This window comes from Pseudomonas sp. PS01298, assembly GCF_029959745.1.
GTDB classification, from domain to species: Bacteria; Pseudomonadota; Gammaproteobacteria; order Pseudomonadales; family Pseudomonadaceae; genus Aquipseudomonas; species Aquipseudomonas aylmerensis.
Genome location: NZ_JASCPP010000092.1, coordinates 1 through 13,912, shown reverse-complemented (window position 1 = coordinate 13,912; position 13,912 = coordinate 1). Strand labels below are relative to the sequence as shown.

Below are 13,912 nucleotides of genomic sequence, written 5' to 3'. Positions count from 1 at the left end.
GATTACCCCTTGACCGCGCCGGCCGTGAGGCCGCGCACGAAATACTTGCCTGCGATCACATAGACCAGCAGGGTCGGCAGCCCGGCGATCATCGCCGCCGCCATATCCACGTTATATTCCTTGGCCCCGGTGCTGGTGTTGACCAGGTTGTTCAGCGCCACCGTGATGGGCTGGGAGTCGCCGCTGGAGAACACCACACCGAACAGGAAGTCGTTCCAGATCTGGGTGAACTGCCAGATCAGGCAGACCATGATGATCGGGGTCGACATCGGCAGAATGATCTGACGGAAGATGGTGAAGAATCCTGCACCATCCAGGCGTGCGGCCTTGATCAGCGCATCCGGAATGCTCACGTAGTAGTTACGGAAGAACAGTGTAGTAAACGCCAATCCGTAGACCACGTGGACAAACACCAGGCCGGTGGTGGTGCTGGCCAGGCCCATCTTGCCGAGGGTGAACGACGCCGGCAGCAGCACGGTCTGGAACGGCAGGAAGCAGCCGAACAACAGCAGGCCGAAGAACAGCTGCGAACCCTTGAAGCGCCAGAAGGACAGCACGTAGCCGTTCAACGCTCCGATGGCGGTGGAGATCAGCACGGCAGGCACGGTGATCTTGATCGAGTTCCAGAAGTAACCGTCCACCGTGGCCCAGGCCTTGACCCAGCCGATGCCGGTGACCACGGTCGGCCAGCTCAGCAGGTTGCCGGTGCTGATGTCTTCCGGGGTCTTGAAGCTGGTCAGCAGCATCACCACCAGCGGTACCAGGTACAGCAGCACGGCGAAGATCAGCACCGCGTAGATCGCGATGCGGCTCAGGCTGATGGCAGGTTTGGAAGCGAGACTAGTCATTACGCTTGGTCCTCAGCTCGGAGTAGAGGTAAGGCACGATGATCGCGAGGATCGCACCGAGCATCAGGATTGCACTGGCCGAGCCCATGCCCATCTGGCCGCGGCTGAAGGTGAACGAGTACATGAACATCGCCGGCAGGTCGGACGAGTAGCCCGGGCCGCCGGCCGTCATGGCCGCCACCAGGTCGAAGCTCTTGATCGCAATGTGCGCCAGGATCATCACCGCACTGAAGAACACCGGACGCAGGCTGGGCAGCACCACGCTCCAGTAGATGCGCGGCAGACTCGCGCCGTCGATCTGCGCGGCACGGATGATCGATTGATCCACACCGCGCAGGCCGGCGAGGAACATCGCCATGATGAAACCGGAGGCTTGCCACACGGCCGCGATGACCAGGCAATAGACCACGCGGTCCGGGTCGATCAGCCAGTCCAGGCGGAAGCCTTCCCAGCCCCAGTCACGCAGGAGTTTGTCCAGGCCCATGCCCGGGTTGAGCAGCCATTTCCAGGCGGTACCGGTGACGATCATCGAGAGCGCCATCGGGTACAGGTAGATGGTGCGGATAAAGCCTTCGCGACGGATCTTCTGGTCGAGGAAAATCGCCAGGGTCACGCCGATCACCAGGGTGATGCCGATAAACATCCCGCCGAAAACAGCCAGGTTCTTGCTCGCTACCCACCAGCGGTCGTTGTCGAACAACCGCGCGTATTGCGCAAGGCCCGCCCATTTGTAGCTCGGCAGGAACGTGGAATTGGTGAACGAGAGTACAAACGTCCACAGGATGTAGCCGTAGAAGCCCACCAGCACGATGAACATGCTGGGCGCCAGCACCAGTTTGGGTAGCCAGCGCTGCAGTGCATCGAACGGCGAGGCTTTGCTGAACACAGCAACAGAACTCATGGGGAAATCCAATACAGGGAAAAAGGACTACAGGGTGAGTCTCTTGTCGAGCGCGGTTTGTGTGGGAGCTGGCTTGCCTGCGATAGCATCACCTCGGTGTAACCGATACACCGAGGTGCCTGCATCGCGGGCAAGCCCGACTCCCACAAAACCGCTCCCAGGCCTTACTTGGCTGACTTGATCGCAGCACCCAACTTCTTGGCGGTGTCGGCCGGGTCGGCTTTCGGGTCGTTGATGTAGTTGGTCACGACATCAAAGAACGCGCCTTGCACGGCCAGGGTAGTGGCCATGTTGTGCGCCATGCTTGGCTGCAGGCCGCCGGTCTTGGCGTCTGCCAGGAAGTCCTTGGCAGCGGTCTGGGCGCAGGAGTCGAAGCCGAGCTTGTCCATTTCATTGAGCATGTCGGTACGAACAGGGATCGAGCCCTTGTTGATGCTGAAGACTTTCTGGAAGTTTTCACCCAGCACGACTTTGGCGATGTCCTGCTGGCCGGCAGCAGTGCCTTTGTCTTTCTGCTTGAACACCGCCAGGGAGTCGATGTTGTAGGTGAAGGCCTTGTCGGTGCCTGGGAAGGCTACGCACTCATAGTCCTTGCCGGCGACTTTCTTGGCCGCGGTCCATTCGGACTTGGCCCAGTCACCCATGATCTGCATGCCGGCCTTGCCGTTGATGACCTTGCCCGCCTCCAGGTTCCAGTCCTGGCCTTTGCCGTCGACGTCCATGTAGGTCGCGACTTTCTTCAGCTCGGTCAGGGCCTTGACCATTTCCGGGCCGGTCAGGGCGCCGTTGTCGAGGTCAACCAGGGCTTTCTTGTAGCCATCGGCGCCCATCACCGACAGGACCACCGCTTCGAACACGGTGCTGTCCTGCCACGGTTGGCCACCGTGGGCGAGCGGAATGAAGCCGGCTTTCTTCAGCTTGTCGCCGGCGGCATAGAATTCTTCGAGGGTGGTCGGGTTTTTGGTGATACCGGCTTTCTTGAAGACTTCCGGGTTGATCCACAGCCAGTTCACGCGGTGGATGTTGACCGGGACGGCGACGTAGTCACCTTCGTACTTCACGGTATCGGAGACTTTCTTGTCGAGCAGCGAGTCCCACTTCTCTTCTTTGGCGACGTCTTTGAGCACGTCGGTGTCGAGCAGACCGGTGGAGGCCCATTCCTGGATGTCCGGACCTTTGATCTGGGCGACGCCTGGCGGGTTGCCGGCAACCGCGCGGCTTTTCAGCACGGTCATGGCCGTGGCGCCACCGCCACCTGCAACGGCACCGTCTTTCCAGGTGAAACCGTCTTTCTCGACTTGGGCCTTCAGGACATCTACAGCCGCTTTCTCACCGCCCGAGGTCCACCAATGCACAACTTCAACCGTCCCTTTCGAGTCGGCGGCAAAAGCACTGAGGGGAAACAACGAGGCAACGGAAATAGCTACGGCGAGGCGATTAATCGCGTTCATCTGAGTACCTTTTCTTGTTGTTATGCATGCAAGTCTAGAGCTTGCGCTGCACGGAGTTTAAACATGGATGTTTTAAACGCAGGTAACAAAGGGATGGACAAATGTCACCACTTGGTGACATAGCGCCCAGCCCCGATGGCACTGGCCATGCTTGGCGCCAACGGCAGCGCAGGCAGCAATACCGCTTGCCAGGCATGGTACAGGTCCGGCTTGCCGCCCCAGATCGTGCTGCTGGGTTGGTTATGCGGGTTGAGTTCGTGGTGCCAACTGCCGTGGACACGGTCGATGAAGTGGGTTTCGCAAAATTCCCAGAACCGTCGGTACCAGATTTCGTAATGCAGTTCGCCCGTGCGCTTGAGCAAGGCCTGGGCGGCCGCGCTGGCTTCGGCGTGGGTCCAGTGCAGGCGTTCGCGCACCACCGGGCGCAGGTTCCAGTCCAGGGTGTAGACGATGCCCGGCGCGCCATCCACGGCCCAGGCATATTCGCAGGCGCTGGCGAACAGGCCCCTGGCATCGCTCACCAGCCAGTCCGGCGTGGCCAGCCCGGCCAACAGGCGTGCAGCTTCCAGGTGCAGCACCAGTCGCGCCCATTCAAAACCATGGCCGGGAGTGATGCCGTAGGGGCGGAAGCCATCGCCGGGGTTGTCTTCGTTGTAGCCGAGCAACGGTTGCCAATGCGCGTCGAAATGCTCGATGACCATGAACTGGTTGCCGGCGGCGTGGGTGTGGATAACCCGCTCGACGATGCGCAAGGCGCGGTCAAGCCAGCGGGTGTCGCCGGTGACATCGGCCAGGGCGAGAAAGGCCTCGGTGGCGTGCATGTTGCTGTTGGCGCCGCGGTAGGCTTCGACACCGCTCCAGTCCTGGGCGAAGGACTCGAGCATCACGCCCTCTTCTTCGCTCCAGAAAAACTGCTCGATGATGTGGATCGCGTCGTTCAACAAGGTCTGTGCACCCGGAGCACCGGCCACCACCGCCGAGCTGGCGGCCAGGGCGACAAACGCATGCAGGTAGGCGGCCTTGCCACGGTTGCCATCGAGGGCACCGGGCGCTGCGAACCAGCCACCGTGCTCGCTGTCGCGCAGCGGGCCGCTCAGGGCCGCGACACCGTGCTCGACGAGTTCGGCATAGCCCGGCAGGCCCTGGGCATGGGCCATGGCGAAGCTGTGGGTCATGCGCGCGGTGTTCATGGTTTCGGCGTGGGCGTTGGCCGGCAGTTGGCCGTTGTCGTCCAGGTTGCCAAAACCCTCGGGCAGGCGAGAGGCCTTGGCGAATGTCAGCAGGCGCTGGCCTTCGGCGGCAAGCCAGGCGTGATGGGCAGGTGCATTCAGCCAACTGCTGGCAGGCAGTGGTTGCGTGTTCATGGGTGGCCCTTATTGTTTTTTGTGGGATGACCGGAGTCTAAACAAGGGTGAAGGACGGGCAAGTAACGAAGGGGAAGGGAAATGTCACCAAGTGGTGACATTCACGGAGGTAGCCATCAGCCCATGCATGGACGGTGGGAACCGGGTTGCCTGCAGGGTGGCGGGTCCCTGATGCACCGCCATCGCTGGCAAGCCCGTTCCTACAGTTTTAACCGCTTCACAACCGACCAGCCCTGGTGGTCTTTACTGGCCGAGCGGTGTGGCAGTCGCCGGCGCGTTGAGACGCTGGTTCAGGTTCTGCACCTGGCTCTGCAGGGTGGTGATGTTGCGCGTGGTCTGGATGCGGAACACGTCGAACTCTTTATTGGTCGGCGCATCGCTATTGGCCGGCTGATTGTCCTGGGCACTCTTGAGCACCACCAGGTCCTGCTCGATACGCGCGATGGCGGCGCTCGGGTTGCCCTGCTTTTTCAGCGCCGCGACGTCGGCAACGAGTTCCTTGATTTCGGCATCACGCTTGCCGGCATCGCCCTGCGCCGCCTTGAGCGTCGCCACGGCGTCGGTCAGCGCTTGCACCTGGCCTTGCAGCCGGGTGTTGGCGTTGGACAGGTCGGTGGTGCTCGCGGTCATCTGTGCCAGACGCTTGTCCAGCTCGGTGGCCTGGCCGGCCACGCCCACTTGCTGCTTGCCCTGCTCCAGCAACTGGGTTTCCAGCTGCTTGATCTGCAATTTGAGCGCTTCGCTGCCATTGTTCACGCTGGCCTCGCTGGCCACGACCTTGCCGGAAATATCCTGCAGCCGCCCTGCCGCTTCTTCGCTGATGCGCGCAAAGCTTTCCTGGGTGGCGACCAGTTGCTGGCCCATCAATGAGATTTGCTGGAAGCTCCACCACGCCAGGCCGGCGAAGGCGATCAGCAGGGCGCCGATCAATGCCCACAACGGGCCAGTGCTGGCGTTCTTGACCTTGACCACGGGCGTGTTGCGCGAGCGCACCGAGGTGGCGGGAGTCGGTTCGAAATCATCGTCATCCCCGTGATCGGCCCGCAGGCTGGGAACGTTGTCGAAGTCGTCGTTGGCATCGTTGCGCATGAATCAACCCTGAATCGGTGAGGTGGCTAGCGAGGGAGCCGAGCGTGGGGAGTATAAACCGCAGGCCCGCCGCACTGATCGACCCGGAACCACGAATTCGGTTCCCGATGTGTTGCTGGTTGTGAGCTTACTTCAACCCCGGTTCCTGGGCCTTCCACCAACTGCAGAACTCGTCGAGGGCAGTCCATAGGCTGACCTTGGGCTCGTAGTCCAGATAATGCCTGGCGCGGCTGATGTCGAGGGTGAAATCTTTGTTCATGACCTGCATGCCCAGGCGCGACAACGCCGGTTCCGGTCGACCCGGCCACATCGCGCAGAAGGCTTCATTGAGCGCGGCGACGCTGTAGGACAGGCCGTAGGAGCGATAACGCGTCACTTGGGGCAACTGCATTTGGCGCATGACATAATTCACCACATCCCACACCGGCACCGGAGTGCCGTTGCTGATGTTGTAGGCCCTGCCCAACGCCGAACCGGGCGCGAGCAAACTGCCGAGCAGCGCTTCGTTGAGGTTGTGCACGCTGGTGAAATCGACCTTGTTGAGGCCGTCGCCGACGATGGCCAGGCGGTTCTTGCGCTGCATTTTCAGCAGGCGCGGGAAAATGCTCATGTCGCCGGCGCCGGTTACAAAACGCGGGCGCAGCGCGATGACTTCGAGGCCGAATTCCTGGGCGCCGAAGACTTTTTGCTCCGCCAGGTATTTGGTCGCGGCATACGGATGCTTGAAGCGCTTGGGCACTTGCTCTTCGGTCAGTCCGAGATGGTCGCGCCCATCGAAGTAGATCGACGGCGAGGACAGGTGCACCAGGCGCCCGACCTGTTGCTTGAGGCACGCCTCGACCACGTTTTCCGTGACCAGCACATTGCCCTGGTGAAAATCCTGATATTTGCCCCACAGCCCGACGGCGCCGGCGCAATGCACCACGGCTTCGACATCGCGGCACAGGTCGCGCACCAGGTCGGCATCATTCAAATCACCCTGGATAAACTCGGCGCCGCGCCTGACCAGGTGTTCCACACCCTCGGCGCGTCGCCCGTTGACCCGCACGTCCAGGCCCTGCTCCAGGGCGAAACGCGCAAAGCGCCCGCCGATGAAGCCACTTGCGCCGGTGACCAGAACTTTCATGGAGCCTCCTACGGATGCAACTGCAAGCTTCAAGCTATCAGTTGCAAATTAAATACGATCTGCAAGCTTTTCTCTTGCAGCTTGCAACTTGACGCCAGCTACTGCTGATAGGGCACCAACCATTGCCCACATGCCTGGGCCAGATGGTCAGTCAGCAGGCCCAACAGCTGCCCGCCACTGCGCCAATGATGCCAGTACAACGGCACATCAATGGGCTTATCTGGCAATAACTCCACCAGCACGCCCCGTTCCAACTGGTCGCGCACCTGTAATTCCGGCACCAGGCCCCAGCCAAGCCCGGCTTCAGTGAGGCGGATAAAGCCTTCGGACGAGGGGCATAAATGGTGTTCGAAACCGCCGTCCACACCGAGGGACGCCAGGTAGCGATGCTGCAAAAAATCATCCGGGCCAAACACCAGCGCGGGCGTGCGCGCCAACTGGTCGGCGCGTACGCCCGTAGGAAAATGCCGCGCAATAAATGCCGGGCTGGCCAACGCCCGATAGCGCATGGCACCGAGCAACAGGCTGCGCGCACCGGCCACCGGGCGCTCGCTGGCGCAGATGCAGGCGGCCACTTCGCCGGCACGCATGCGCTTGAGGCCGACGGTCTGGTCTTCCACCACCAGGTCCAACAACAAGTGCTGCTCGGCACAAAACCCGCTGACCGCCTCGGCCCACCAGGTGGCCAGGCTGTCGGCATTCAGCGCGATGCGCAGACGTTCGGGCATGCCCTCCTCGTCCAACGCCGGCACCTGGCTCTGCAGATCGCGCTCCAGCAGCCGCACCTGCTGCACATGGTTGAGCAACCGCCGCCCGACATCCGTGGGCGTCGGCGGCGTGGCCCGTACCAGCACCGGCTGGCCGATGCGCGCCTCAAGCAATTTGATCCGCTGGGAAATCGCCGACTGCGACAGCCCCAGCACTTGTGCGCCGCGCTCGAAGCCGGCCTGTTCCACCACCGCTGCCAGGGCGGAGAGCAATTTATAGTCGAACATCAGTTTCTCTAATGAGCGATCAGCAATATTGGTTTTTCTTATACAGCCTGCGCCATGAGAATAGCCAGCATCGCTTCCCTCTTTATAAGGAAACCTCCCATGGCCGGCGAAACCGCCCTGGCAACACTGTTGCGCAGCATGAGCCCGCACCTGAACGAGGGTGACTACGTGTTCTGCACCTTGCCCGATCACCGCATCCCCGCGGGTTGCGAGTTGATTGGCAGCTTCCGCGAGCAGGAAGGCCTGACGCTGATCCTGGAACGCCAGCAGGCCGAAACGGCAGGATTGGCCTTCGACTATGTGGCGGCGTGGATCACCTTGAATGTGCACTCGGCGCTCGAAGCTGTGGGCCTGACCGCCGCGTTTGCCAGCGCCCTGGGCAAGGCCGGGATCAGTTGCAACGTGATTGCCGGCTACTACCACGATCACCTGTTTGTCGGCCGCGCGGATGCCGAGCGCGCCATGAATGTACTGCGCCAGTTGGCGACGGACGCGGAGTAAAGCGTATGTGGCAAAGCTATCTGAATGGCCTGTTGGTAGCGCTCGGCCTGATCATGGCGATCGGGACGCAGAACGCCTTTGTCCTCGCGCAAAGCCTGCGCCGCGAACATCACCTGCCCGTAGCAGCGCTCTGCATCGTGTGCGATGCCATTCTGGTTGCGGCCGGTGTCTTCGGCCTGGCCACAGTGCTCGCGCAAAACCCGCTGCTGCTGGCCATCGCCCGCTGGGGCGGCGCGGCATTCCTGTTGTGGTACGGCACATTGGCGCTGCGTCGGGCGTTTTCCAGGCAAAGCCTGGAGCAAGGCAATCACGTCAAGATGCGCTCGTTACGCGCGGTTCTGCTCAGTGCCCTGGCCGTGACATTGCTCAACCCCCACGTGTACCTGGACACGGTGCTGCTGATCGGCTCATTGGGCGCTCAACAAACCGAACCGGGCGCCTACGTGGCCGGCGCCGCCAGTGCTTCATTCCTGTGGTTCGCCACGCTGGCACTCGGCGCGGCCTGGTTGGCGCCCTGGCTGGCACGCCCGGCGACGTGGCGCCTGCTGGACCTGTTGGTGGCGGTGATGATGTTCAGCGTGGCCTACCAATTGATCAGCGCTTGAGGAATATTCCAAAACGCTCTGGAACCTCTATCCCACACAGTTGTTGCGTGGTTTTGCCGCACCCCCGGTGCTATGATCCGGACCCTGCGCCGCAAAGAGTACAAACTCCCCGGCGCTTGTTTGGCCGCCCGTGATCGGCCTTGCGCTCACCGCAACTGACCTGATTAGGAGAATCATCATGGCTTTCGAATTGCCGCCGCTGCCCTACGCACACGATGCCCTGCAGCCGCACATCTCCAAGGAAACCTTGGAATACCACCACGACAAGCACCACAACACCTATGTCGTGAACCTGAACAACCTGGTGCCTGGCACCGAGTTCGAAGGCAAGACCCTGGAAGAGATCGTCAAATCCTCTTCGGGCGGCATCTTCAACAACGCCGCTCAGGTCTGGAACCACACCTTCTACTGGAACTGCCTGGCGCCAAACGCCGGTGGCCAACCGACCGGCGCACTGGCTGAAGCCATCAACGCAGCCTTCGGTTCGTTCGACAAGTTCAAGGAAGAGTTCACCAAGACCTCCGTCGGCACCTTCGGTTCCGGTTGGGGCTGGCTGGTGAAAAAGGCTGACGGTTCCCTGGCCCTGGCCAGCACCATCGGCGCCGGCAACCCGCTGACCAACGGCGACACCCCGCTGCTGACCTGCGACGTCTGGGAACACGCCTACTACATCGACTACCGCAACGTGCGTCCGAAGTATGTGGAAGCGTTCTGGAACCTGGTCAACTGGAAGTTCGTGGCTGAGCAGTTCGAAGGCAAGACCTTCACTGCCTAAGCAACCCTTGCAGTAGAAAAAGCCCGGCCCTGTGCCGGGCTTTTTTGTGGCCGTTGGTTCAAGCGCAAGGGCAGGCAAAGCCCCATGGAACTCAACGACACGCAATGACCACCCAGGCGGCAGGAGGAATGTCCCTCTTGATTGATATTGGAGAATGTAATCATGGCAATCGCAGGAGCAGGTGCAGCAGCATTGGCGGCCCCACTAATCGCAACCGTAGCCCCGATGGCAATAGACCTGGGTACGAAAGCCGTGGGAATGGCAATGAACTCAGTCTCGTCGCTGGCTCAATCCATGACAGACGCCCAAAAAGACAACCCAAACCAGGTACCCGCCGGGTAAAGGCCGCAGCACTCGCTTCCCTGGGCTTCCAGGGAGGCGAAAAGCACAGCCCCTCCCCGTCCGTCACTCGCCTGATTGAACCGCCTTCCATTTCCCCTCGCACCCGCCAACATCCCCCGCCCCTGGCTCCCCTAACGCCGCAAAGTACCGTCAGCCGCAATGTCCCTTTGACTGCCCTCACGGGATTGCCAATACTCATGGCATATTGAGGCCACCCGCATGGAACAAGGAATGACCCTTTGAAGCTGGAACTCAAGAACAGCTTGTCGGTGAAGTTGCTACGGGTTGTGCTGCTGTCGGCATTGATCGTGGGCGTGGCGCTGAGCGTGGCGCAGATCGTTTTCGATGCCTACAAGACGCGCCAGGCCGTGGCCGGCGATGCCCAGCGCATCCTCGACATGTTTCGCGACCCCTCGACGCAGGCCGTCTACAGCCTGGACCGCGAGATGGGCATGCAGGTCATTGAGGGCCTGTTCCAGGACGACGCGGTGCGCATGGCCTCCATCGGCCACCCCAACGAAACCATGCTGGCCGAAAAGAGCCGCGCCCTACAGCAGGCCCCCAGCCGCTGGCTTACCGACCTGATCCTGGGCCAGGAACGCACCTTCACCACGCCCCTGGTCGGCAAAGGCCCCTACAGCGAGTATTACGGCGACCTCAGTATCACCCTCGACACCGCCACCTATGGCCAGGGATTTATCGTCAATTCGGTGATCATCTTCATTTCCGGGGTGCTGCGCGCCCTGGCCATGGGCCTGGTGCTGTACCTGGTCTATCACTGGCTGCTGACCAAACCGTTGTCGCGGATTATCGAACACCTGACCTCGATCAACCCCGACCGGCCCAGCGAGCACAAGATCCCGCAGCTCAAGGGCCATGAGCGCAACGAACTGGGGCTGTGGATCAATACCGCCAACCAATTGCTCGAATCCATCGAACGCAATACCCACCTGCGCCATGAAGCGGAAAGCAGCCTGCTGCGCATGGCCCAGTACGACTTCCTCACCGGCCTGCCGAATCGCCAGAAACTGCAGGAGCAACTGGACAAAATCCTGATCGATGCCGGTCGTCGCCAACGCCGCGTGGCGGTGTTATGCGTGGGCCTCGATGACTTCAAAAGCATCAACGAACAGTTCACCTATCAGGCCGGCGACAAATTGCTGCTGGCCCTGGCCGACCGCCTGCGCGCCCACAGCGGCCGACTCGGCGCCCTGGCCCGCCTGGGTGGCGACCAGTTCGCCCTGGTGCAGGCCGATATCGACCAGCCCTACGAAGCCGCGGAGCTGGCGCAAAGTATCCTCGATGACCTGGAGGCGGAATTCGCCCTCGATCACGAGGAAATCCGCCTGCGCGCCACCATCGGTATCACGTTGTTCCCGGAAGATGGCGACAGCACCGAGAAGTTGCTGCAGAAAGCCGAACAGACCATGACCCTGGCCAAGAGCCGTTCGCGCAACCGCTATCAGTTCTATATCGCCAGCGTCGACAGTGAAATGCGCCGCCGCCGCGAGCTGGAGAAAGATCTGCGCGACGCTCTCAGTCGCGACCAGTTTCACCTGGTGTACCAGCCGCAGATCAGCTACCGCGACCACCGCGTGGTCGGCGTGGAAGCACTGATCCGCTGGCAACACCCGGAACACGGCCTGGTGCCGCCCGACCTGTTTATCCCGCTGGCGGAGCAGAACGGCACCATCATCCCGATTGGTGAATGGGTGCTGGACCAGGCCTGCCGCCAACTGCGCGAATGGCATGACCTGGGCTTCATCGGCCTGCGCATGGCGGTCAACCTGTCCACCGTGCAGTTGCACCACGCCGAGCTGCCACGGGTGGTCAACAACCTGATGCAGATCTACCGCCTGCCACCGCGCAGCCTGGAACTGGAAGTCACCGAGACCGGCCTGATGGAAGACATCAGCACAGCTGCCCAGCACTTGCTGAGCCTGCGCCGTTCCGGGGCGTTGATTGCGATTGATGACTTCGGCACCGGCTATTCATCCCTGAGCTACCTCAAGAGCCTGCCGCTGGACAAAATCAAGATCGACAAGAGCTTCGTCCAGGACCTGCTGGACGATGACGACGATGCCACCATCGTGCGGGCCATCATCCAGCTGGGCAAAAGCCTGGGCATGCAAGTGATCGCCGAAGGCGTGGAAACCGCCGAGCAGGAGGCCTACATCATCTCCGAAGGCTGCCATGAAGGTCAGGGCTATCACTACAGCAAACCCTTGCAGGCCCGGGAGTTGGCGGCTTTTTTGAAGCAGTCCGAGCGTAATAGCGAAGTGATTCTCTGAGCGCTCAAATCGATACTAAATATTTCCCTCGTATAACCCTTTACACAAAATGCAAATCTTTCGCATTATGTCGCAGCTTTTTTGCGCTCCCCCGCGCGCCCTATCAACAACCGAAGCAGGATGTTCGCCATGATTCGTATGCCCCTGGCCACCGCCAGTCTGCTGGCCATTGCCATTTCTCTCGCCGGTTGCGGCGAAGGTAAAGACAAGGCCGCAGCGCCCCAGGCGCCGACCCCGGCTGCCAGCACTACCGCTCCAGCGGCTGCCACCCCTGCCGGCCAGGTCGACGAAGCGGCCGCCAAGGCCGTGGTCGCGCATTACGCAGACATGGTGTTCGCGGTCTACAGCGATGCCGAGTCCACTGCGAAAACCCTGCAAACCGCCATCGACGCCTTCCTCGCCAAGCCGAACGCCGACACGCTGAAAGCCGCGCGCGACGCCTGGATCGCCGCCCGCGTGCCATACCTGCAGAGCGAAGTGTTCCGCTTCGGCAACACCATCATTGATGACTGGGAAGGCCAGGTGAACGCATGGCCGCTGGACGAAGGCCTGATCGACTATGTCGACAAGTCCTACGAACACGCCCTGGGTAACCCGGGTGCGACTGCCAACATCATCGCCAACACCGAGATCCAGGTCGGCGAAGACAAGGTCGACGTGAAGGACATCACTCCGGAAAAACTCGCCAGCCTCAATGAGCTGGGCGGTTCCGAAGCCAACGTCGCCACCGGCTACCACGCCATCGAATTCCTGCTCTGGGGCCAGGACCTGAACGGCACCGGCCCTGGCGCCGGCAACCGTCCTGCCTCGGACTACCTGACAGGTGACGGCGCCACCGGCGGCCACAACGAGCGTCGCCGCGCCTACCTGAGTGCCGTGACCCAACTGCTGGTCAGCGACCTGGAAGAAATGGTCGGCAACTGGAAACCCAACGTCGAAGACAACTACCGCGCCACCCTGGAGGCAGAACCTGCCACCGACGGCCTGCGCAAAATGTTGTTCGGCATGGGCAGCCTGTCCCTGGGCGAGCTGGCCGGTGAACGCATGAAGGTTTCGCTGGAAGCCAACTCGCCGGAAGACGAGCACGATTGCTTCAGCGATAACACCCACAACTCGCAGTTCTATGACGCCAAGGGCATCCGCAACGTCTACCTGGGCGAGTACACCCGCGTCGATGGCACCAAGCTGACCGGCGCCAGCCTGTCGTCCCTGGTGGCCAAGGCTGATCCGGCTACCGACACCGCCCTGAAGGCTGACCTGGCGGCGACCGAAGCGAAGATCCAGGTCATGGTTGACCACGCCAACAACGGCGAGCACTACGACCAACTGATCGCCGCTGGCAACGAAGCCGGCAACCAGATCGTGCGTGACGCGATCGCCGCACTGGTCAAGCAGACCGGTTCGATTGAAGCAGCCGCAGGCAAGCTGGGTATCAGCGACCTGAACCCGGATAACGCTGATCACGAGTTCTGATCAGTGCGGTGCTGAAAAAGGCGACCTTCGGGTCGCCTTTTTTATGTGCGCCCTTTCTACTGACACTTATCCGTGTGGGAGCTGGCTTGCCTGCGATAGCGGTGGGCCAGTCCTCCCTTGATCGACTGATACCCCACGATCGCACGCAAGC

12 protein-coding genes are annotated in these 13,912 nt (G+C 61.5%); 5 read left to right on the top strand and 7 right to left on the bottom strand.

Going from position 1 to position 13,912, the window contains the following annotated elements; all coding sequences use genetic code 11:
- Positions 1–2 precede the first annotated feature (2 nt).
- The 7 genes from QMX97_RS24690 to QMX97_RS24660 form a co-directional block, all read right to left on the bottom strand.
- The gene (locus tag QMX97_RS24690; protein WP_065908987.1) at positions 3–848 is read right to left on the bottom strand and encodes a carbohydrate ABC transporter permease; all 846 of its coding nucleotides are present in this window, start codon (positions 846–848) and stop codon (positions 3–5) included.
- The gene (locus tag QMX97_RS24685) at positions 841–1,749 is read right to left on the bottom strand and encodes a sugar ABC transporter permease (RefSeq protein ID WP_017253695.1); all 909 of its coding nucleotides are present in this window, start codon (positions 1,747–1,749) and stop codon (positions 841–843) included. Before QMX97_RS24685 ends, QMX97_RS24690 begins: the two co-directional genes overlap by 8 nt.
- 164 nt (positions 1,750–1,913) lie before the next feature.
- Positions 1,914–3,200, bottom strand: coding sequence for an ABC transporter substrate-binding protein (locus QMX97_RS24680; protein ID WP_065908985.1), 1,287 nt, complete (start codon positions 3,198–3,200; stop codon positions 1,914–1,916).
- A 104-nt stretch (positions 3,201–3,304) separates the two neighbouring features.
- Positions 3,305–4,564, bottom strand: coding sequence for an AGE family epimerase/isomerase (locus QMX97_RS24675; protein ID WP_282397775.1), 1,260 nt, complete (start codon positions 4,562–4,564; stop codon positions 3,305–3,307).
- A 243-nt stretch (positions 4,565–4,807) separates the two neighbouring features.
- Positions 4,808–5,653 (bottom strand): ATPase, encoded by an 846-nt coding sequence (locus QMX97_RS24670; RefSeq protein ID WP_282397774.1) that lies wholly within the window; start codon positions 5,651–5,653, stop codon positions 4,808–4,810.
- A gap of 127 nt (positions 5,654–5,780) precedes the next feature.
- Complete coding sequence (locus QMX97_RS24665) at positions 5,781–6,779, bottom strand: NAD-dependent epimerase/dehydratase family protein (protein ID WP_065908975.1); 999 nt, start codon at positions 6,777–6,779, stop codon at positions 5,781–5,783.
- Between the two features lie 98 nt (positions 6,780–6,877).
- The gene (locus QMX97_RS24660) at positions 6,878–7,774 is read right to left on the bottom strand and encodes a LysR family transcriptional regulator ArgP (RefSeq protein WP_106802772.1); all 897 of its coding nucleotides are present in this window, start codon (positions 7,772–7,774) and stop codon (positions 6,878–6,880) included.
- A gap of 99 nt (positions 7,775–7,873) precedes the next feature.
- On the opposite strand from QMX97_RS24660, the gene QMX97_RS24655 reads away from it, so the two are divergent.
- The 5 genes from QMX97_RS24655 (at position 7,874) to QMX97_RS24635 (ending at position 13,761) form a co-directional block, all read left to right on the top strand.
- Positions 7,874–8,275, top strand: a complete 402-nt coding sequence (locus QMX97_RS24655) for an ACT domain-containing protein (RefSeq protein ID WP_120449674.1) — start codon at positions 7,874–7,876, stop codon at positions 8,273–8,275.
- Positions 8,276–8,280: 5 nt separating this feature from the next.
- A complete protein-coding gene (locus tag QMX97_RS24650) occupies positions 8,281–8,880 on the top strand; it encodes a LysE/ArgO family amino acid transporter (protein WP_065908966.1) in 600 nt (199 codons plus the stop codon).
- A gap of 178 nt (positions 8,881–9,058) precedes the next feature.
- Positions 9,059–9,655, top strand: a complete 597-nt coding sequence (locus QMX97_RS24645; RefSeq protein WP_003175739.1) for a Fe-Mn family superoxide dismutase — start codon at positions 9,059–9,061, stop codon at positions 9,653–9,655.
- A gap of 581 nt (positions 9,656–10,236) precedes the next feature.
- Positions 10,237–12,288 (top strand): bifunctional diguanylate cyclase/phosphodiesterase, encoded by a 2,052-nt coding sequence (locus QMX97_RS24640; protein ID WP_106802770.1) that lies wholly within the window; start codon positions 10,237–10,239, stop codon positions 12,286–12,288.
- Positions 12,289–12,417: 129 nt separating this feature from the next.
- Entirely contained in the window at positions 12,418–13,761 is a 1,344-nt protein-coding gene (locus QMX97_RS24635; protein ID WP_201145779.1) for an imelysin family protein, read from the top strand.
- The last annotated feature ends 151 nt before the right edge of the window (positions 13,762–13,912 follow it).